We start from the raw sequence: 20,848 nt of genomic DNA on the forward strand, positions 1-20,848 counted from the left end.
ATGAGGAGAAATTTGTGGTTTGTAGAGCTGACGGGTTTTGCATGCTATTGGATAGAGTCACTCGCATGGAGCTTCTGGCTTCTAGCGGCTAGCTGTCAGGAAGGCTGATCCGCCTGCGGCGCTTCCACCCGGTATTCCCGTCAGTCATTCGTGCTGTAGGCTGGCCAGCTTTCCTAGAAGCCAGAAGCTAGCAGCTAGAAGCCCCCGCCCGAATGACTCTACCCACCAGTGTCGAACTCAACAGCTCACTGAAATATCGCGGGGAAACAGCCGAACCTCCTATATTCTAACCAGGAGTCCTTTCATGTCACAAAATAAAGCTGACCTTCTTTTACTTTCTGCTGCCTTTGTCTGGGGCAGTTCCTACGGATTTATGAAAATCGGAGCGGAAACCATGCCGCCCATCTGCATTGCCGCCCTCCGTTGTCTCTTTGCCTTTATCATCCTCTGCCCCCTGTTCCTGGGGCGCATGTTGAAGAAGACGAACAGGGAAATCCTCCTGTACAGCGCTGTCACGGGATTCCTCATTGCCGGCGTCTTTATCGGCGTCATTTACGGGGTCATCGGCACCTCCGCCTCGGCGGCGGGATTTCTCATCTCCACCTCCGTCATCATGGTGCCCATCCTCCACAGCCTGTGGATCCGGAAATGGCCTTCCCTTCCTGTCATAGTGGGCACCGTCATCGTCACGGCGGGGCTCATCCTCCTGAACGGGGTGACTTCCATTTCCATTGATAAGGGATTCGTCCTCTGCCTGCTGGCGGCCTTTCTCTATGCTTTGGATATCCTCTTCACCAATACCTTCGTTTCCCGCATCGACAGCCTTCTTCTAGGCATCTGGCAGATGGGATTTGCAGGCCTCTTTGCGGGCATCATGAGCTGCCTGCTGGAAACGCCGGTGCTCCCTTCCACGATGCCCGAGTGGACTGCCGTCCTGGGGCTTGCCATCTTTTCCTCCGCCTATGGCTTCACGGTGCAGGCCATGGCCCAGGAGTATACCACCCCGGAACGGGCAGGATTCATCTTTTCCCTGGAGCCCGTGTTCTCCGCCCTCTTTGCCTTCGCCTTTCTTGGGGAGAACCTGGGAATCACAGGCCTTGTGGGGGCCTTCCTCATCCTCCTCGGCGTGTGGGCAGCGGGAGGGACGTTCCGGCTGCGGGCGAGGGGCTGAAGTTTTTGTATGCAGACGGATAGAGGCACGAGCCCTGGGCAGTGAGCCTTGGGCCTTGAGCTGATTGGGCCCTGCGGGCCGGATGATGTGTGGCTGGGTTCGCGTGTGAACACATGGAGCATTGAGCCTTCAGCCTTCAGCCTTCAGCCTTGAGCCTTGAGCTGGTCAGGCCCTGCGGGCCGAGTCCATCAGTTTCCTACAGCTATACCCAGACCCGTGGCCAGCGTCGGGCTGTTAAAAGGAAGGCGCCTTAGAGTGCAGTAAAGGTGTACAGGTCCTGCAGAGGACTCTCGAGCCGGGCCCATTTGCAAGTATAACCTGCACACTGAGCGAGCACCTTAGAGCCCGGCCGTCGGTGGCGCCGAAGGCGGCGAAAGTTAGCTGTTGGAAATGCCGCAGGCGGTAGAGTTCCCCGGGAAGTCAGCTGCCAGCAGCTAAAACCTCCTGCCGGAATCGCTCTTTCTATAAATACACAAAACCCAGTGGGACATTTCCTGTGATTCCCCAACTATACAGTCAGAGAGGAAACAGGAACTCCCTTCCCATCAATCCTGCCGGGCCCATTCCATGGGGCAGGAGGAGGAAGGAATCTCTAAATATCCTCTCCCCGGTGCACCGGATACAAAACAATACCAGCGGGAATCGCGAAGGAACCAGCGCTATTCCATATTCCTTGGGGAATCCTTTCGAACCCGCTGAAAAAACGCACGAAACCTGCCTGACACCATTGCCAGGCAGGTTTTTGTGCGTTTTTATGTATGGGATCACACCAATTGCGATGAGCTGTTGGAACGGCGATTACGGGTAGAGTCATTCGTGCGGAGCAGCCAGCTGCCAGCTCCTGGCTTCCTGGAAAGCTGGCCAGACTACGGCGAAAAAGAAAGAGTTGAGTTTTGAGAGTTGAGGTACCGCGGCTTCGCCGCAGGTGGAATTCTGACCCCATAACGTGCAATTGACTCTGCAGCAGGTCCCTTCCTCAAGAACGGGTGCCCGGCAGAAAGGGTTCACGGGGTGGGGTTAGCTGATGAAAACGGATGGACTCGGCCACAGGGCCTGACCGTTCAGCCACCAGCAGCTGGCAGCCCCCGCGCATTTGACTCTATCCAACAGCATACAGACCCACCGCGCAGCGGCCGTCCGGCTCAAGGCTAAAGGCTCACTGCTCAAGGCTCGTGACTCTGACCGTATTCATGAAAGCAGGAATACCCAATGCCCCATCACCCGTTCAGTTCATCCACCAGTTTCTCCACTTCCGCCAGGGAGCACTTGAAGGAGCCCTGCATGATATCCCTTCCGCCGCCGCGGCCGTTCAGGCGGCTGTTCCATTCCTTGAGGTGGGATTTCAGGCCGCTTCCTGTACTGCCGATGGCGTAATTCAGGGATTCTTCATCCTTTTTGGACAGGACGAAGCAGAATTCCGCTACCTTCTGTTCTGTCAGGTATTCGCAGAATTTCCGGATTTCCATGGGCGCCATGGCTTCTTCATAGAGGAGCACCGCCTTCTTTCCGGCAGGAATGGATTCTTTCCGCATGGCGAAGTAGCGGCGGTTCATTTCGTTGATTTTCTGACGGAGCTCTTCCACTTCCTTCTCCATCTTTTCCACGGCCTTCACGGTCTCATAGGGCTTCACGGAGAACCGGACCGCAATGTCCCGGTTCAGGTCGTGGATCCGGTCGTAGTCCTCCATGGCCCACCGGCCGCAGGCCAGCTCGATGCGGACGCCGCCCTTGTGGTTCACAAGGGACAGTACCTTGATGAGCCCGATTTCCCCGGTCCGTGCGACATGGGTGCCGCAGCAGGCGCAGATGTCACCGCCCGGAAATTCCACAATCCGCACCTTGCCGGTGAGTTCGATTTTGCTGCGGTAAGGAATGGTCTTCAGTTCTTCCGGTGTGGGGAAGGAAATCTTCGTTTCCACATTCCGGTAAATGAGGTCATTCGCTTCTTTTTCGATGGCCAATGCATCATCCATGGTCATGGGGCCGTTGAAATCCACGGTGACCACCTTGTCCATGTGGAATCCTACGTTGTCATAGCCGAATTTCTTGTGCACCAGGCCTGAGTAGATATGCTCGCCCGAATGGTTCTGCATGAAGTCGAACCGCCGCTGCCAGTCTATGGTGCCATGGACAGCGGTGCCTACGGTAAGGGGCTTGTCAGTGTAGTGCACCACGAGGCCCTCTTTCCGGTGTACGTCCAGTACCTTCGCCTCTCCCAGGGTGCCATGGTCCCCGGGCTGTCCGCCGCCTTCCGGATAAAAAGCGGTGTCCTCCAGCACCACTTCGTACCCCTTCTTCCCCTTCGAGCAGCTCACGACTTTGCTGTCGAATTCCTTCCGATAGGCATCTTTATAAAAAAGTTCATTCATTTCATCCATAGGTTTCTCCTCCTTTATAGGCTATAGGCCTATGATGACACATTTTGTGGCAGTCTGCAAATTGTGGTTTGTAGAGCTGTTGGAGCGAACGGTTTGGCATGCTTGCGGATAGAGTCACTCGCATGGAGCTCCTAGCTTCTAGCGGCTAGCAGCTAGAAAGGATGATCCGCCTGCGGCGCTTCTACCCGGTATTCCCGTCAGTCATTCGTGCCGTAGGCTGGCCAGCTTTCCTAGAAGCTAGCAGCTAGAAGCTAGAAGCTCCCGCTCGAATGACTCTATCCATCAGCATCGCCCCAACAGCTCGATAAACTGAAATATCGCTTTCCTTCCCAGCCTCAATCTCCCCATCCCATTGCAAAGGGCGGAGATTGCTCTCCGCCCCTGTCCTGCCATTCTTCTTTTTCCTATCCTTCCATGCTCCTCTATTTCCTGTATTTCCTATCCTGCCATGCTGCCCTTTCCTGCTATCCTGCCTTTATCGATTAAGCGAAAGGAACCCATTTTCCATCCTGAACCTGGAGAACGTCCAGGTCCATCTTCGGATCCCTGTTTTCATCAAATTCAAACTTACCCGTAGCCCCTTCGAAGTTCTTGATCTGGGCCAGGGCATCACGGAATTTCTTGCGGTCCGTGGTGCTGCCGGATTTCTCGGCGGCTTCATGCATAATGTAGAAAGCATCGTAGGTCTGGGCTGCAAACTGATCCGGTTCGTGGCCATACTTGGCTACGAAGGCTTTCCGGAAGTTCTGTGCCTTTTCGCTGTTCCGGTCCGGGTTCCAGGGGGTAGCTACCAGAGTGCCGTTGGCTGCGTCCCCGGCCTGCTTGATATACTGGGGGCTGTTGAAACCGTTGTTGCCGATGATGGGCTGGTTCATACCCATCTCCCTTGCCTTCTTGGCAATGAGGGCGCCTTCCTGGTAGAAGCCGGCGATGCAGATGACATCGGGGTTAGCGGCCTGGATCTTTGTGAGCTGGGCAGAGAAGTCCGTATCCTTGTCGGCAAAGGTTTCCGTGGCTACCACATCGATGCCCATATTCTTGAATGTTTCCTGGTATATGGAGTTTTCGCCCACCATCTGGTCATTATTGTTGGAATACATGATGGCTACCTTTGTGAAGCCCAGCTTATCATGGGCCTTCTTTACAGTTGCCGGAATGGCCAGTTTGCCGGGGATGGCGTTTCTGAAAATGTAATCGCCGATGTCCGTAATCTTCGGTGCCGTGGTGCTGGTGCCGAAGGCTACGATCTTGGCCTGCTGGGCCATGGGGCCGGCAGCAAACATTTCACCGGAGGTCATGGGTCCCTGGATGGCCAGTACCTTATCCTGTTCGATGAGGCGCTTGAAGGCATTGATGGCTTCCGCCTTGCTCAGCTTGCTGTCGTAGGTGATGAGGTCGATTTTCATCTTCGTCTTCGGGTCTTTGTTGATTTCCTCTACCGCCAGTTCAGCCCCTTCCTTTTCTGCCTGGCCATAAGCGGCGCCTGGGCCGGTGTAGGCGGTGACGAAGCCGAATTTCACGGTCTGTCCTGCAGCCGCTGCGGAAGCGGAAGAGGCAGCTTTCTTCTCTCCGCCGCATCCTGCAAATGCCCCACACACTGCTGCTGCTGCCATTGCTGCTGCCATTGCTTTCATCCAAGTTTTCATAATGATTTCCTCCCTGTGACTGATATTTTTCCCAAAAATGATTTTGATATGCCAACCAAAAAGCCCCCCGCCGCAGTCATCCTGCAGCGAGGGGCGCATATACGCGGTACCACCCTGGTTTATCACTCAGTGGAACACCCATATAATAATTCGTACCCAATAAAAAAGCTCCTGCTCTTCAGTCTTTCTGAAGATAGGGGCGAATGATTTCGCGGTACCACCCTACATTATACTCTGGTGTTCCTGTTCGTAACGTGAATGGACGTTCCAACTTACTTTGTTCAGCTGGAATGCTCACGGGTGAGAGTTGATACTGACCTTTTTACCGATTTGCACCACCCATCGGCTCTCTGTAAATAAAGGAAACTATCTTTTTCCCGATCCTTGCATCTCTTTGCTTTCGGTTATGCATAGAGTATAGTTCCGCCCATTCCATTTGTCAAGAGGAAAAAGATAGAATTGAAATTTGAGGGTTGAATTGAGGTCCAGCGGTATGGTTTGCTTATGGATAGGAGTCATTCGTGCGGGAGCTTCTAGCTCCTAGCGGCTAGCTGTCAGGAAAGCTCTACAGCCTACGGCATGAATGACTGACAGGTATGTCCATCGGAAAGCGCCGCAGGCGGACCAGCTTTCCCAGGAGCTAGCAACCCCGTGCTAATGACTCTATCCGTAAGCATGCAAACCGGCAACTCCCATTACTCCCCAAATGTCTTCCCGTTTGGTATAATAATCATAATGTAAATCCGAGGTAAAGAAACCTCTATATTCACGGAGTGTGAGCAGTATGAAACCTGAAGGACATTGTACAGTCATAGTGAATCCGACATCCGGCCACGAACGGGCGCCGCGGTATATCCCCCTATTGCACTCTGTGCTTTCGAAACGGTTTGACGATATCATCATCCGGCTGACGGAAAAGCCCCTGGATGCCACGAACTTTGCCAGGGAAGCCGCCGAGCAGGGGCGGGACGTGATCTGCATGGGCGGCGACGGCACCATCAACGAAGTGATCAACGGCATGGTGCCCGTGGACAGTAATTCCACCTTCGGTTTTGTCCCCTTCGGCACGGTGAACGACCTCGCCCGGGCCCTCCATATTCCCCGGTCCCCCCAGGGAACCATCCATATGCTGGAGACCGCAGTGAAGACGAACATCGACGTGGGCAAGGTGAATGACCGGTACTTCATTAACGTGGTAGGAGCCGGCAGCATTTCTGAAGCCGTAGGAAAAGTAACCATCAAGGAAAAGACCCTCTTCGGTTCCCTTGCCTATTACATGAAGGGTATGCAGGTGGTATCGAAGCAGAAATCCTACCATTTCCGCATCGAAGAAGACAATGGCACGGTGATTGAAGTGTCTTCCCCCCTTATCGCCGCCATGCTCACGGACTCCGCCGGAAGTTTCCACAATCTCATCCCGCCGGAAGAGCGGAATAAAGGGGTCATCAAACTCTGCCTTTTCCATGATTTCGAATGGCTCCTGGCATTGAAATCGGCGCCGAAGCTTCTGGCCGGCGTGCAGATGGGACCGGATTTTCTCACCGTAGTGAGCTTCAAGAAAGCCCACCTTTCGATCCGGGAAAACGAGCCCCTCGTGACAAATGTGGACGGGGACCTGGGACCCACATTCCCCCTGGACCTGGAAATCCTGCCCTCCCGGCTTCCCGTATTCGTACCGAACCATCCCAGGGAAGACCAGGGCATTCTCCCCCGTTTCCTGAAGCCCCATATCCACCTGCCCTGGAGCGAAGAAGGAACGAAGATCTAAAGCAGGGAAGAGTAAAGAGACCATAAGAATCAAAAGACTCGGAGAATTAAGTTCTCCGAGTCTTTTGATTTGCCCTTTTACGGAATCAGAAGGAATACCGGGCAGTGAGGTAGTAGGTCCTGCCGTCTCCGATATAGTAATGATTATTGCTGATATCCTCATCATAGTAATGGCGGTCAAACATGTTGTTGATGCCGAACTGGAGGCCGAAGCTCTTGTTGAACTGGTAGTTCGTAGAAAGGTTCATGAGGAAATAAGCATCCCGTGCCTTGAAATGGCCGCTTTCCTGTCCTGCTTCTGTCCTGTCAGAAATAAACATGCCGTCCAGATTAATGGTCCAGGGTGCCTTATTATAGGTTGTCCCCAAATGGAGCAGGTGGTGCGGAATGTCATAGTTCTTAGAGCCCTCAAGCTTGCCTACCTGCCAGGTGTAGTTGATGTAGGAAGTCCATGCATCGCTGTGGTACTGGTTCAGGGAGATTTCAAAGCCATGGGTCTTAGCTTCTCCGGCATTTTCATAAAATTCATGTTTATTATTGGCTTTATTCAGCCGGATATAATCTTCTGTCTTAGCGTAGAATACATCGGCATGAATATCTGTCTTATTATGAATTTTCTGTTTTAATCCAAATTCCCAGGTATCCGTTGTTTCCGGCTTCAGTCCCATATTCGGATAGATATTGTTTCCCATGAAGGAAGAGTACCGGAAAAGCTGGTAAAGAATAGGCGTATTGAAGGAACGTCCATAGGACAAATAGAAGTTGGTATTGTCATTGGCAGCATAATCTAATGACAGTTTGGGAGAGAACTTCTGATAAGATTTACCGGAATGCAGGTCTCCTTTCCCTGTATAGTTTTTGCTGTCATAGCCATCATATTTCTTGTAATGGTCATATCGCCCGCCAATATAGGCTGTCCATTTAGGTGTAAAGGCCCATTTATCCTGGACATATAAAGCCCAGTACTTATCTTTTCCGCCTGCTTTTTGTGTTACACTTCCCTTACTGCCCCAGGATTTCCAGTCATTAATGTCGCTGATGGTTTCATCGAATTTATCCAAACCATAAGAAACACCAGCTAAAAGATTGTGCTGCGAGAATGTCCAGCGCTTATTTAAATCCATATCCCAGGACTTGGAAGGATAGGAAGTTTTAGTTCCTTTACCATTGAAAGAATCTGCCGGATTTACACTGGAGGAGGGCGAGGTATACCCATCTTTCAGATAGTCAGTCATACCGATGTGGGCATGAATTTTATTTTTCTGGTCATTATAGGTCAAAGAATGGATATTATAGGCTCTCCATCCTTTTGTTCCGAGAAAACTGGAAGGATAAAATGAACTGCTTGTACCATTTTCATTATGCAAAAAGCCTTTCCATACCGGTTTTCCCTTAGACATTACATAGGTCTGGGGATCCTTGTAAACCCAATCGTAATTAGAACGGGTAAATTTATAAGTCAGCTTCTGGTCATCATTAAAGTCATATCCAAAATTGAATCCATAGCTTTCAGACATAACGTACTTCCTGCCGCGGTTACCAATAATCGGATTTCCGGACGAATCAGTATCGTACCCCGCAATAGATCCATAATTATCCTTCTTGTCTTTCTTCAGCGAAGCGGTAGCTGAATAGTCTCTCCAACCATTGGTAATATGGCTGTCGTAGAAAGCACCTACGGTAACTTTATCTTTCCGGAATCCCAGATTGTATCCCTGATTGACAGTGGCATGGCTGCCATAGGTTACATAGGCAGAACCGTGGAGGCCATCCTGTTTCTGGGTCTTCGTCATGATATTGATGACGCCGCCTACGGCACGGCCGCCGTAGAGAGCAGACTGGCCACCGGATACCACTTCGATCTTACGGATATTGTTGACAGGAATCATGTTCCAGTCCACGTCCCCATTCCAGGCACTGTTGACAGGCTGTCCATCCACCAGGACCAGCACGTTCTTGGAGCTGTAGCCGCGAAGGTTGACTGTACCTTCCACGGACTGGGATGCGGATACGCCGGTCACCATGGACACGGCCTGGGCCGTATTCTGGATATTGCGGCTCTGGATTTCCTTCGCCGTCACCACCTGTACGTTAGCCGGTACATCCTGCAGCCGTTCTGCCTGCCGGTTCGCAGTGACCGTAATCCCCTTCAATGCATACACCGGCGTAGAAGAGTCGGCAGAAGCCATACCTGCGCCGCCCATGGCAAGAATAGCCATGAGGGCAGCGATTTTCTTTCCTGATAATTTCATCCAAATTACCCCCTGAATTTTCATTGTGCAAATATAACGATAGCATATTTGACAGGATTTGTTAATATATTAAAAAAATATACTAATCGCCTCTCTGTATTCTATTATACGCTACCCGTACAGAAGGGAGGGAAAGTTAATGGACTTATGAGAAACTGCCAATTTCAGTTTGTCAAGCTAATGGGGCGACGCTGGTGGGTAGAGTCATTCGGGCGGGGGCTTCTAGCTGCCAGCTCCTGGCTTCCAGGAAAGCTGGCCAGCCTACAGCACGAATGACTGACGGGAATACCGGGCGGAAGCGCCGCAGGCGGATCAGCCTTCCTAACAGCTAGCCGCTAGAAGCTAGAAGCTCCATGCGAGTGACTCTATCCGCAAGCATGCCAAACCGTTCGCTCCAACAGCTCTACAAACCGCAATAGGCTGATTTCCCCACTATAAAACCCGTGAAAATGAATGGTCATTTTCACGGGTTCCGATTATTTTCTATCAGCCGTTATTGACGCCCAGTTCGTGTTCCACCACCGAGGCGATGTCGTCCACGATCCGTTCCAGCTGGTTCAGTTCCTTTCCTTCACCCATGACACGGATGAGAGGTTCCGTACCGGAAGCGCGGACAAGGATACGGCCATCGGCGCCCAGCTCTTCTTCCCCTGCTTTGATGGAGTCCTGGATCAGTTCATTGTCTTCCCAGCCATTCTTGCTGTAGACTTCCACGTTCTTCAGGATCTGGGGATACGTGGTCATGAGGCCGTTCAGGTCAGACAGCTTCTTGCCGCTGTCCCGAAGGACCATAAGTGTCTGCACGGCGGTAATGAGGCCGTCGCCGGTGGTATTGAATTCCGGGAAAATAATGTGTCCCGACTGTTCGCCGCCGATGGAGTAGTTGTGCTTCAGCATTTCTTCCAGCACATACCGGTCCCCTACTTTTGTGGAAACAGTCTGGCAGCCGTATTTTTTGAGGGCCTTGCCAAAGCCCAGGTTGCTCATGACGGTGCCTACCACCATGTTATCGTTCAGGCGGCCCTCTTTTTTCATCTGCAGCGCATTGATGACCATGAGGTGGTCTCCGTCAAGGACCTGGCCCTTTTCATCGACGAACAGGCAGCGGTCCGCATCGCCGTCGTTGGCGATACCGCAGTCTGCGCCTTCTGCCACCACCTTTTTCTGGAGGGATTCGATGTGGGTGGAACCGCAGCCGTTGTTAATATTCACGCCGTTAGGTTCATGGAAAATCGGAACCACTTCCGCTCCCAGTTCAGAAAGGATACCCGGGAGGAAATGGCTGGCAGCCCCATTGGCGGAGTCCGTTACGATTTTCATGCCTTTGAAATCGCCATGAACCGTAGATTTCACGTAGTTCCTGTATTTTTCCGCCAGTTCCGGATGGTCTTCGATGACGCCGATACCGTCGCCGGTAGGTCTTACGATATCTTCATCGTGGCGGAGGATGTTTTCGATTTCTTCCTCCGTTTTATCCGGTAGCTTGTAGCCGTTGCGGTCAAAGAATTTGATTCCGTTATCGGGGAAGGGGTTGTGGGACGCAGAAATCACGACACCCGCATCGTATCCTTCCGTCTTGGTCAGGTACGCAATGCCAGGAGTCGGGATGACGCCTACGATATCCACATTCACGCCGGATGCGCAGAGGCCCGCCGAAAGAGCTGCGGTAAGCATGGAGCCGGAAATACGGGTATCCATGCCAATCAGGAAACGGTGGTCCCCTTTTGTCTTACAGAAATAAGCACCGGCCGCCCTGCCCAGCTGGTAAGCCAGCTCCGGCATAAGTGTGGAATTCACCAGTCCACGGACGCCATCGGTACCAAATAATGTAACCATTCTAGTTCCTCCCAAAAAATTTCTTGAAATAACTTTCAAATCATACATCGAAAGGGATTTTAAGTCAAGTAAGAGCTGTAGCTGTTTGGCAAGTAGTCCCAAAGGACAAATTGCGGTTTGACGAGCTGTTAGAGCGATGCTGATGGATAGAGTCAAACGCGTGAGGGCTTCTAGCTTCTAGCCGCTAGCTTCCAGGAAGGCTCTGCAGCCTACGGCACGAATGACTGACGGAAATATCGGGTGGGAAGCGCCGCAGGCTGGCCAGCTTTCCTAGCAGCTAGAAGCTAAAAGATAATATGAAATGACCTCCCCAGTTTGATGTATATGCCCAAATTTCGGTAAAATATAGTTGCAAGGCCAATTTTACGAGAACAGGATCATATTTTCTCAACCAAGGAGGTCATCATGTTTTATTCTAGCACATTTACGTCCCCGATCCCATTCGTTTATGTTGGTATCGACACCCATACCGAAAACTATACGATGGCTGCTGTCGTTAATCAAATGTCTCCTGCCGGTGAAATTATTACGTTAGATCTTATTCCCCCTCGTAAACTTGGCCCTGCAGTAAAGAATGTGCTCCGGTTCATTGGTGATTGCAAAAAAGCCGTTAACAGAGAGTGCCATGTTATCTGTGGTTATGAAGCCGGGTTATTCGGTTATGGCCTTTACCGTAAGCTTATGGCAGCCAATGTAGATTGTATGGTAATAGCTCCTTCTTCTTTGAAGAAAAGCAGCAGAGATAAAAAATTCAAAAATGATTATATTGATTCAAGAGCGCTTGCCAATGCCATGGCGAAAAGTGAGTGTATTTCCATTTATGTCCCCGATGAGGAAGACGAATCCATTTTCCGCTATATCAGGATGCGTGACGACCATCAGGATATGGTTAAAGTCACTAAACAGCGGATAACTGCTTTTGTGCACCAGATGGGATTCCATTATAACCAGGGAGCTACCTGGACCCAAAAACATATGAATTGGATTATGAGTCTCCCGCTGAGCGAATTGAATAAAGAAACATTGAGTGAGTATATGACAACTCTGCTTACCCTCCAGCAGAAGCTGGAAGATCTGGATGTCAGGATTAAGTCATTTGCAATGCAGAAAAAGTATGCAGCTAATGTCAATAAACTGCGCTGTTTCCTTGGAATAGAATATGGCTTTGCACTTCGTTTAATTGTAACTATTGGCGATTTCAAGCGCTTTCCTACAGCAGGCCATTTTGCGTCCTTTTTGGGACTTACCCCAACTGAACATTCCAGTAATGAAGATGGCAACTATGGCAGCATTTCAAAAGCCGGAAATATTGTTTTGAGGAAGAAGCTGATTGAAGCAGTCTGGTCCGGCTTTTCACGGGGGCGGCCCGGATACAAGAGCAGGGCTTTGAGAAAACGGCAGGAAGGATGCTGTGCATCAGATATTCATTATGCGGACAAAGCAAACAGAAGACTTCGCGTAAGGTTCAGAGACAAGATTATGAAAGGGAAAAACAGTAATGTTGCTGCTACTGCCGTTGCCCGGGAATTCAGTGGCTTTATTTGGGGAATGATGACTGGACACACTGCTGACGTTATTCGTAAAAAAGCTTGACATCGCACGCATAGTTCTCTGAGTTAGGCAACAAGCATAAAAATACAGCCGAAGGGAGATGATTAAAAGGTGAATAGCGGTTTGGACAATATTAAGGGAGAGCTTTGAGTTAAGAGAGGCTGGGTTATCCTAGTGCTAGCTTTGCAGGACATGCATAGGCATGATTCCAAATAAAAGATTGAAGGAACCCGCGGCGAAATCATTGACCTGTTAATCCACGTATAAGAGACTGATCAAGCCCCGGAATAATCTGCAAAGCTCTTCCTCCATGTTGTCCAGGCAGCTATTGCCTGGAACCCGCATACCAATTTGAACTTGACATGGAGCCCCTGCTCATGTGATTTCCAAGCCAAGGGGCCGAAAAAATATGGCCATAGAGGAAGCAGGCTATCACATGAGCCGCTCCATGTAAAGTTCAAATTTTCCCAAACCGATTTAATTCCATTACATCTTGCAACTAGTCTTATTGGCAAGAATATTTGGCATGCTTGGGGTCTTGACAAAGGTCATTTCATAAGAGCTAGAAGCTCCGTGTGAGTGACTCTACACGCAAGCATACTAACCGCCAGGCCTCAATTTTCTTCACTCAATTCTCAAATCTTCCCCTCAGGTCTCGTCGATTTCTATGTGCACCGTCACCTTCGGCACCGCCACGCTTCCGCCGGTGGGGACCGGCACATTCAGCAGGGTCTGGATATCCTTACTGGCACCGGTGACGTCGATGGGATCCAGGTCCAGGGTCCGGTGATTTTCGAAGTAGGAAATGGGAGCCGTCAGAGTAGCCACCGGCGGAGTCACCGTAATCTTGCCCACCTTGTATCCCTTGGCCGGTTCCCCTTTGGTATCTATCTTGATAGGAAGATTTCCGAGTTTCGTCTCCTCTTTCATCTTCACTGCCACCTTCACCTGGCTCGGCATGATATCCAGGCCTGTCACCGTATTGCCGTCGGCATCCAGGATATTAACGCTGTCGAATTCAGCAAAGCTCTTGTTCTTGCCGGAAATATTGACGGACACCACCGCCCGGTCTGCCTTCGCGATCTTGGAAGAACTGCCGGCAATGGTAATGGTATCGGGTGTGACTTTATTGCTTTCTACGGAGAAGTTGGCCTCCGGCGTACCGAAGATCTGCACGTTGGCTGGCAGGGTCTTCACGGCGTAGGTATCCACCACCAGGTCAAAGGTCTTCGGCGTCACGGAAACTACGGTCTCATCGCCGGGGACGGAAACGTGAATCACCGTATTCGGATAGTCCCCGTCCGTAATGCCCGCCAGGTCCACATAGGCCTTGATGTTATCGGCCCGCATATAAATCATGTCGCTCCGGGACATGCGGACCTTAACTTTTACCGTGGACGGTACGTTCGTAGCCACCAGGGACCGGTCCAAGTTCCTCGTTTCCACCGGTACGGTATACATATTTTCCACCATGGGGTTCTGCTCATTCATCACGTACACCCAGAGGGCGCAGGCCGCGATGAGGCAGAGCAGTTTCGGAAGCCACCATTCATATCTGGTATATTTCATTTCAAAGGCCTCCATTTCTGCAGCATGTCGGAGACGCCCTTCGGCTTGCTCTGGACGAGGTAATTCCGAAGGATATTCTTCAGGCTCTCCGCATCCTGGCCGCGGTAAATATGGCCGCCGTAGGTATAGGACACGATGCCCGTTTCCTCACTGACCACCACGATGACACAGTCCGCCTGCTCGGACATGCCTATGGCCGCCCGGTGCCGGGTGCCCAGTTCTGTGGACAGGTTATGGTCCCGGGTGAGGGGCAGGAGGCAGCCTGCCGCCATGATCCGGTTTTCCCGGATAATGACAGCTCCATCGTGGAGCGGCGTATTGACGATGAAAATATTGCCCAGCAGTTCCTTGGAAACCAGGCCTTCGATACGGATGCCCGTATCGATACGGTCGTCCAGGCCCACGCTCCGTTCAAAAACGATGAGGGCACCGATTTTATTGGCGGACATGGTCATGGTAGCCGCCACCACATCATCGATGACGTGATCCCATTCCACCTCATTCATGACCCGGGAAGACACGTAGAACTTTCCCCGGCCGATCTGCTCCAGGGCCCGACGGAGTTCCGGCTGGAACACCACCGGCAGTGCCACGATGAGCACAGTCATGAGCTTATCGAGAATCCAGCTGACCACGTGGAGCTGCAGCCACCCTGCCAGCACCGTAAGGATACCGAGGAATACCAGCCCTTTCAGGAGCGCAGTGGCCCGGGTATCCCGGATCAGTATGTATATGCGATATAAGAAAAAGGCAACCACCAGGATATCGAGAATATCCCACAGCCGCATGGTCATGAAAAGGCCCTGTATCTGACTGAACATAGTTCGGAAGTTCTCCTTTATATATAAGTAAAATCAATAGCTATATACAATATGGTTTTATTTTAGCATGAAACCGGAGATATGTGAAATGAAGGGAAACAAACGGCGGGTTTGCATTCTTACGGTTAGACTCACGCCCCTGGGGCTTTTAGCTTCTAGCTGTTAGCTGTTAGCTGTTAGCTGTTAGGAAAGCTTTACAGCCTGCGGCGCTTATTGACTATTAATTGCCGAATATCTATCTCCATGCCGTAGGCCGGCCAGCTTTCCTGGAAGCTAAAAGCTAAAAGCTAGAAGCTCCAAAGAAGTGACTCTAACCGTAAGAATGCAAAACCGTTCCTTCCCCTTTACCATCCCATCTTCGTCCATTATACTTACATAAGAGGAGGTCTTTCTTATGGCATTTACGCTCATCTGCCACGCCTGCGGGCAGAAACTGACTTTATTTGATTTAGACGTGAAAAAACGAAAAGGCACCATCCGCTGCACCCGCTGCGGCGCACGGATTTCCTATGACCTTGATAAAAGAAACATCCAGCAATCCGGCTTCTGGGCCACCGAAGAACCGGCCTTTGACCCCCGGGCCCGGAACCGGCTCATGAACCAGCTGAAGCGGGAAGAGGCTCGGAAAGCGGCGGCGGAAGGCAAAGAGCCGCCGGTGATCCGGATGGAGACGAACCCCGCCCGGGCCCATGATTTCGATGACAATCCCTTCAGCGCCAAGCCGGGATTTGCCAAATTCGACATGAAAACGGGGCAGATCATCCCCGACGGTCCACAGAAACCAACGCCCCCAAAAGCGGCGGCACCAAAGGCCCCTGCCGCCAGCCCACGGAGCCGGGACAAGGAAGAAATCACATTCAAAGTGGTGGACCGGAGCCACCAGAAGCGGACCATCCACGCCGCCCATCGGGCCCTGCCGTCCATGAGGACCGGGAGTGCCGGCAAGAGCGAAAAGACATTCACCCCGCCGCCCCGCATCGTGACCCGCACGGCCCACCGGAACATGCAGCTCGTCCGCCAGGCCGCCCATCGCCAGGCAGCTCCGAAGGCCGTAAAGATTTCAAGAATCCAGTCCTTCTGGCAGAAGGTGAAGAGCTTCTTCTCCTTCCACCACTCCTGAAGGCCCCTGCTGCGCTGTTCTGCATGCTTACGATTAGAGTCATTTGGCACGGGGCTGCTAGCCTCTAGCTGCTAGTGTCTTGTCTCAATCACATTTGTGCTAATGATTGCTTAATTATATGATAACTTAGTGATAGATTTGCAAGTGGAAACTCCCCCAATAACGTCATTTCGAGCGGTGGCAACATGCTAGATGACAATGCAGTTTAGAATCGCTACAGCTACGATGAGTCGAGAAATCTTTCTTGCTTTCGGGAATACAGGGATTCTCAACCGTTGTCGGCGTTGTAAGACCGTCAAAGGCAATTTCCTGAGAGATCTCTCGACTCTCTCTCACATTCGATTTTTATATTTTGCGTCATTACGGTGCTTACCACCGCTCGAGATGACGAGTTAGGGATGGAGTCAAGTGTATTTAAGGACGGGAAGAAACTGTAATAATGCACTCAAGTCAGCGTTAATCATTATCCCAAATGTGATTGAGACGCATCACTAGCTGCCAGGAAAGCTGGCCAGCCTGCGGCGCTTACCATCCGGTATTTCCGCCAGTCATTCGTGCCGTAGGCTGTAGAGCTTTCCTGGTTGCTAGCCGCTAGTAGCTAGGGAAGCGCTGATTAATTCGCAGAGTCAGATTTCATAAGAATTTTTATGCACTGCTTCGTCATAGCTCTCCTTAAATAGCTCGCTATTCGCGTCGAGCTATTCCTCGCATTGCATAAAAATCCAAGAATGAAATCTGACAACGATTTAATCAGTGCTTCCCTAGAAGCCCCCGCACGAATGTCTCTATCTGCCAGCGCAAACTTGACCTTATTATCAAAAGGAGGTATTCCCATGCACCATCTGTTTTTCCTCTGTTTTGCCCTGCTCATTCCTATCGTCTTCTTAGGCGGCTGCGGTTCCGCTGCTTCCGATGCCTACCACAAGATCACACCGGAAGCGGGCCATGAAATGATCCTGAAAGACCACATCACCGTCATCGATGTCCGTGAGCCTTCGGAATACAGCGAAGGCCATGTACCTACGGCAAAGCTCATTCCCCTTGGCACCATCAATGAATCGGTCGTGGAAAAGCTGCCGGATAAGAAAGCACCGGTCATCGTATACTGCCGTTCCGGTGTCCGCAGCAAAAAAGCAGCCAATAAGCTGGTAGAACTGGGCTACACCGACGTCCGCGACATGGGCGGCATCCTGGACTGGCCCTATGAGATTGAGAAGTAGGAATAAAAGATAGAATTGCGGTTTGACGAGCTGTTGGGGTTTGGCGGTTGGCATGCTTACGGATAGAGTCATTCGTGCGGAGCTTCTAGCTGTTAGCGGCTAGCTTCTAGGAAAGCTGGCCAGCCTACGGCACGAATGACTGACGGGAATACCGGTTGGAAGTGCCGCAGGCGGATCATCCTTCCTAGCAGCTAGCCGCTAGAAGCTAGAAGCTCTCACGCGTTTGACTCTACCCATCAGCGTCGCCCCAACAGCCCGCAATACTGAAATATCGCTATTTCTCTTGTCCCATTTTTCACATTTTCCCCACCAAAAAGAGCTGCATCGGATACACATCCGGTGCAGCTCTTTTCGTATGTCTTATTTTTCAATGCCCACGAACTTATAATCCTTGGCTTCGATGGCTTTCCGGATATCTCCGTCAGCTACGGCCTTGTCCAGTGTGAGGACAGCGGTGCCCTTTTCATGGGATACGTCAGCCTTTTCTACGCCGTCCAGCGCTTCCAGGGCTTTCTTTACGGTCATTTCGCAGTGATTGCACATCATACCTTCAATTTTAACGGTTTCTTTCATCTTTGTTTCCTCCTTTGGAAATATGATTTTTTTATATTCATAATCCGCCTTGGCAATCACATCTTTCATGGCTGCCTCGTCGGGTTGTGAGCTATAGGTAATATCCACGGTTCCCTTCGTATGGTCCGCATGGGCGGAAGTAATAAAGGGCAGGGATTCCAGCGCCTTCTGCACGTGGTGCTCGCAGTTTTCGCACATCATGCCGTCCACCAGCACCGTGGCATGGCTGCCTTCGGCCTGTTTTTCGGGGAGTATCCCCTTATATATGTAATCCGCATCCTCTATAGACTTCTTCATGGCTTCTTCATCCAGAGGTCCGTCAGCGGTTATTTTTACCTTTCCCGTAGTGAAATCGGCGGAGGCGGAATCGATGAATGGGAGAGACTCCAAGGCTTCCTTCACATGGCGTTCGCAGTTGTGGCAGGTCATGCCATCCACCAGTACCGTGGCCTCCTTTGCGGGAGATGCAGTCTGGAGCGCAGGAGCTGCTTTCGGAAGTTCCTCTTTTTTCGGCGCTTCCACATCCGGCAGGTCCACCATCTTTCTCTTCCTGTCGTGTTTCCTGTTATGCAGGTTGAAGAGATTGAGACGGAGGGCATTCATGCAGACCGTGAAACTGGACAGGGACATGGCCGCAGCACCCCACATGGGGTTCATCCGGATTCCCGGGTACAGGCCGGCAGCCAGGGGGATAAGGATGATGTTGTACGCAAAGGCCCAGAACAGGTTCTCATGGATATTCCGAAGGGTCTCCCGGGACAGGCGGATGGCCGCAGATACGTCGGTGAGCTTCGAATTCATGAGCACCACGTCCGCCGAATCGATGGCCACGTCCGTGCCGGCACCGATAGCGATACCCAGGTCCGCCCGGGCCAGGGCCGGCGCATCGTTGATGCCGTCGCCCACCATGGCCACTTTACCCTGTTTCTGGAAGGCTTCGATGACCGCTTCCTTCCCATCCGGCAGCACGCCGGCAATGACCTTGTCCACTCCTGCCTTTTGGGCAATGGCTCTCGCGGTCTTTTCATTGTCCCCGGTGAGCATGACCACCCGGATTCCCATGTCATGGAGTTCCTCCACCGCCTGGGCAGAGTCTTTCTTGATCACGTCCGCCGCAGCGATGAGGCCCAGAAGTTTTCCGCCCTTTTCAAAGAAGAGGGGCGTCTTGCCTTCATCAGCCAAAGCTTCCGCCTTGTCTTTCATGGAATCCGTGGAAACCAGTGTGGAAATATAGTCCATGGATCCTCCGTGAATTTCTTTTCCATTCACCGTTCCCATGAGCCCATGGCCTGAAAGATTGCGGAAGGAATCGAGGGCCAGGGCTTTGACCCCCTTTTCTTCCCCATAGGCCACCACAGCCTTTGCCAGGGGATGTTCCGATTTTACTTCCAGGGAATACGCTGCTTCCAGGAGATCCTTTTCACTGACTCCCTCCGCGGGAATGATATCGGTAACCGCCGGTTTCCCTTCAGTAATGGTACCGGTCTTATCCATGACCACAATGGCCATTTTCCCTGCATTTTCCAGGGATTCACTGGTCTTGAAGAGGATGCCGTTCTTCGCACCCATGCCGTTGCCCACCATAATGGCCACCGGCGTTGCCAGGCCCAGGGCGCAGGGGCAGGAAATGACGAGGACGCAGATGGCGTATTCCAGGGCCACCGATACCGGTGCTCCCAGGTACAGCCATACCAGGAATACCACCAGGGCGATGGCCATGACCGCCGGTACAAAGACGGCGGACACCTTATCCGCAATCCGGGCAATGGGGGCCTTTGTGGCTGCCGCATCGCTCACGAGCCGGATGATCTGGGCAAAGGTGGTATCCTTCCCCACCCGGAGAGCCCGGGCCCGGATGTAGCCATTCGTATTCATGGAAGCGGCACTCACCGTATCTCCCGGCTTCTTGTCCACCGGAATGGACTCGCCAGTCAATGCAGACTCGTCCACCGCCGTTTCCCCTTCCAGGATTTCTCCATCCACCGGGATAGATTCTCCGGGCTTCACGATGAAAACATCGCCGATAGACACCCGTTCTACAGGCACGGTCTCGGGATTTCCATTCCGCTCCACCACCGCCGTCTTCGGCGCCATCTTCATAAGGCTCTTCAGGGCGTCCGTGGTGCGGCCTTTGGAAATGGATTCCAGCAGTTTCCCCACCGTAATGATGGCAGGAATCATGGCGGCGGACTCGAAGTACAGCTGGTCGTGGTAAATGGGCATGATGTCCATATTCGATGCCCCTTCAGTGATGAGCACCGTCATCTTGTAAAAGACGTAAAGGGACCAGCCGAAGGAAACGGAGGAACCCATGGCCACCAGGGCATCCATGTTCGGCGCCCCCTGGAAAAGGGACCGGAAACCGGAGGTAAAGAAAGCCCGGTTAATGGCCATGACGATAAAGGAAAGAATCATTTCCGTCAGCGCCAGGCCCAGATGGTTGTGGTCCAGAAATGCAGGAACCGGCAGGTTCAGCATGTTGTGTCCCATGGTGATATACATGAGGAACACAAGGAAAATAATAGAGAGAATGAGCCGCCGCTTCAGTTTCGGCGTCTCGTGGTCCTTCAGGGCTTCCTCCTCTGCCGCCAGGGCAGAGGTCTCTTCGACGGAACCATTCATGGGTTTCGCCCCATACCCCGCCTTTTCCACGGCAGAAACCACGTCCTTCGCAGAAGCGTCTCCTTCTACGGCCATGGAATTTGTGAGCAGGGACACCGTCACCTGCTTCACTCCCGGCACCTTGGACACCGCCTTCTCCACATGGGCCTGGCAGGCGGCGCAGGTCATACCGGAAACCATATACTGGCATTTTTCAGCCATAAAATCACCAACTTTCTGGATAAATACAAATGTGAAAAACGGCGCTGACGGATAGAGTCTTGCGTGCGGAGGCTTCTAGCTGCTAGCGGCTAGCCGTTAGGAAAACTGATCAGCCTGCGGC

Annotated in this window: 12 protein-coding genes and 1 other annotated feature; of the genes, 5 read left to right on the forward strand and 7 right to left on the reverse strand. The window is 52.0% G+C overall.

Translation table 11 applies throughout. From position 1 onward, the window contains the following. Positions 1-304 precede the first annotated feature (304 nt). A complete protein-coding gene (locus ACFWUL_RS08200; RefSeq protein ID WP_416176949.1) occupies positions 305-1,171 on the forward strand; it encodes a DMT family transporter in 867 nt (288 codons plus the stop codon). Positions 1,172-2,388: 1,217 nt separating this feature from the next. Here ACFWUL_RS08200 and ACFWUL_RS08205 read toward each other — a convergent pair. Both ACFWUL_RS08205 and ACFWUL_RS08210 read right to left on the reverse strand, forming a co-directional pair. Beyond that, entirely contained in the window at positions 2,389-3,549 is a 1,161-nt protein-coding gene (locus ACFWUL_RS08205) for an alanyl-tRNA editing protein (protein WP_416176950.1), read from the reverse strand. A 482-nt stretch (positions 3,550-4,031) separates the two neighbouring features. Beyond that, positions 4,032-5,195 carry an ABC transporter substrate-binding protein gene (locus ACFWUL_RS08210; protein ID WP_416176951.1) on the reverse strand — a complete coding sequence of 388 codons (1,164 nt, stop codon included), beginning with the start codon at positions 5,193-5,195 and terminating at the stop codon, positions 4,032-4,034. A 192-nt stretch (positions 5,196-5,387) separates the two neighbouring features. Further along, positions 5,388-5,589: a binding site (T-box leader), on the reverse strand. A gap of 390 nt (positions 5,590-5,979) precedes the next feature. On the opposite strand from ACFWUL_RS08210, the gene ACFWUL_RS08215 reads away from it, so the two are divergent. After that, positions 5,980-6,963 (forward strand): diacylglycerol/lipid kinase family protein, encoded by a 984-nt coding sequence (locus tag ACFWUL_RS08215; RefSeq protein WP_416176952.1) that lies wholly within the window; start codon positions 5,980-5,982, stop codon positions 6,961-6,963. A gap of 85 nt (positions 6,964-7,048) precedes the next feature. Here the strand turns inward: ACFWUL_RS08215 and ACFWUL_RS08220 are convergent, their stop codons facing one another. Then, positions 7,049-9,214, reverse strand: a complete 2,166-nt coding sequence (locus ACFWUL_RS08220) for a TonB-dependent receptor (RefSeq protein ID WP_416176953.1) — start codon at positions 9,212-9,214, stop codon at positions 7,049-7,051. A gap of 486 nt (positions 9,215-9,700) precedes the next feature. Further along, entirely contained in the window at positions 9,701-11,050 is a 1,350-nt protein-coding gene (glmM, locus tag ACFWUL_RS08225) for a phosphoglucosamine mutase (RefSeq protein ID WP_416176954.1), read from the reverse strand. 405 nt (positions 11,051-11,455) lie between these two features. Between glmM and ACFWUL_RS08230 the strand changes: the two genes are divergently transcribed. Then, positions 11,456-12,643, forward strand: coding sequence for an IS110 family transposase (locus tag ACFWUL_RS08230; RefSeq protein WP_416176955.1), 1,188 nt, complete (start codon positions 11,456-11,458; stop codon positions 12,641-12,643). 606 nt (positions 12,644-13,249) lie between these two features. Here the strand turns inward: ACFWUL_RS08230 and ACFWUL_RS08235 are convergent. Next, complete coding sequence (locus ACFWUL_RS08235; protein ID WP_416176956.1) at positions 13,250-14,170, reverse strand: YbbR-like domain-containing protein; 921 nt, start codon at positions 14,168-14,170, stop codon at positions 13,250-13,252. Then, positions 14,167-14,991, reverse strand: a complete 825-nt coding sequence (cdaA, locus tag ACFWUL_RS08240) for a diadenylate cyclase CdaA (RefSeq protein WP_297019299.1) — start codon at positions 14,989-14,991, stop codon at positions 14,167-14,169. Before cdaA ends, ACFWUL_RS08235 begins: the two co-directional genes overlap by 4 nt. A 394-nt stretch (positions 14,992-15,385) precedes the next feature. Here cdaA and ACFWUL_RS08245 point away from each other — a divergent pair, with 394 nt between their 5' ends. Continuing rightward, positions 15,386-16,111, forward strand: coding sequence for a hypothetical protein (locus ACFWUL_RS08245; protein WP_416176957.1), 726 nt, complete (start codon positions 15,386-15,388; stop codon positions 16,109-16,111). An 833-nt stretch (positions 16,112-16,944) separates the two neighbouring features. Beyond that, positions 16,945-17,331: a rhodanese-like domain-containing protein gene (locus tag ACFWUL_RS08250; RefSeq protein WP_297019309.1), complete on the forward strand. Its 387-nt coding sequence runs from the start codon at positions 16,945-16,947 to the stop codon at positions 17,329-17,331. A gap of 360 nt (positions 17,332-17,691) precedes the next feature. Here the strand turns inward: ACFWUL_RS08250 and ACFWUL_RS08255 are convergent, their stop codons facing one another. Next, positions 17,692-20,727 (reverse strand): heavy metal translocating P-type ATPase, encoded by a 3,036-nt coding sequence (locus ACFWUL_RS08255; RefSeq protein WP_416176958.1) that lies wholly within the window; start codon positions 20,725-20,727, stop codon positions 17,692-17,694. Positions 20,728-20,848: the final 121 nt, after the last annotated feature.

The sequence above is a fragment of the Dialister sp. genome (genome assembly GCF_047832375.1).
Taxonomy (GTDB): Bacteria; Bacillota; Negativicutes; order Veillonellales; family Dialisteraceae; genus Dialister.

What these genes read in the sequence shown, in the direction of transcription:
- ACFWUL_RS08200 (WP_416176949.1), top strand. Translation starts at nt 305, where the DNA reads ATGTCACAAAATAAAGCTGACCTTCTTTTACTTTCTGCTGCCTTTGTC.
- ACFWUL_RS08205 (WP_416176950.1), bottom strand. Translation starts at nt 3,549, where the DNA reads ATGGATGAAATGAATGAACTTTTTTATAAAGATGCCTATCGGAAGGAA.
- ACFWUL_RS08210 (WP_416176951.1), bottom strand. Translation starts at nt 5,195, where the DNA reads ATGAAAACTTGGATGAAAGCAATGGCAGCAGCAATGGCAGCAGCAGCA.
- ACFWUL_RS08215 (WP_416176952.1), top strand. Translation starts at nt 5,980, where the DNA reads ATGAAACCTGAAGGACATTGTACAGTCATAGTGAATCCGACATCCGGC.
- ACFWUL_RS08220 (WP_416176953.1), bottom strand. Translation starts at nt 9,214, where the DNA reads ATGAAATTATCAGGAAAGAAAATCGCTGCCCTCATGGCTATTCTTGCC.
- glmM (WP_416176954.1), bottom strand. Translation starts at nt 11,050, where the DNA reads ATGGTTACATTATTTGGTACCGATGGCGTCCGTGGACTGGTGAATTCC.
- ACFWUL_RS08230 (WP_416176955.1), top strand. Translation starts at nt 11,456, where the DNA reads ATGTTTTATTCTAGCACATTTACGTCCCCGATCCCATTCGTTTATGTT.
- ACFWUL_RS08235 (WP_416176956.1), bottom strand. Translation starts at nt 14,170, where the DNA reads ATGAAATATACCAGATATGAATGGTGGCTTCCGAAACTGCTCTGCCTC.
- cdaA (WP_297019299.1), bottom strand. Translation starts at nt 14,991, where the DNA reads ATGTTCAGTCAGATACAGGGCCTTTTCATGACCATGCGGCTGTGGGAT.
- ACFWUL_RS08245 (WP_416176957.1), top strand. Translation starts at nt 15,386, where the DNA reads ATGGCATTTACGCTCATCTGCCACGCCTGCGGGCAGAAACTGACTTTA.
- ACFWUL_RS08250 (WP_297019309.1), top strand. Translation starts at nt 16,945, where the DNA reads ATGCACCATCTGTTTTTCCTCTGTTTTGCCCTGCTCATTCCTATCGTC.
- ACFWUL_RS08255 (WP_416176958.1), bottom strand. Translation starts at nt 20,727, where the DNA reads ATGGCTGAAAAATGCCAGTATATGGTTTCCGGTATGACCTGCGCCGCC.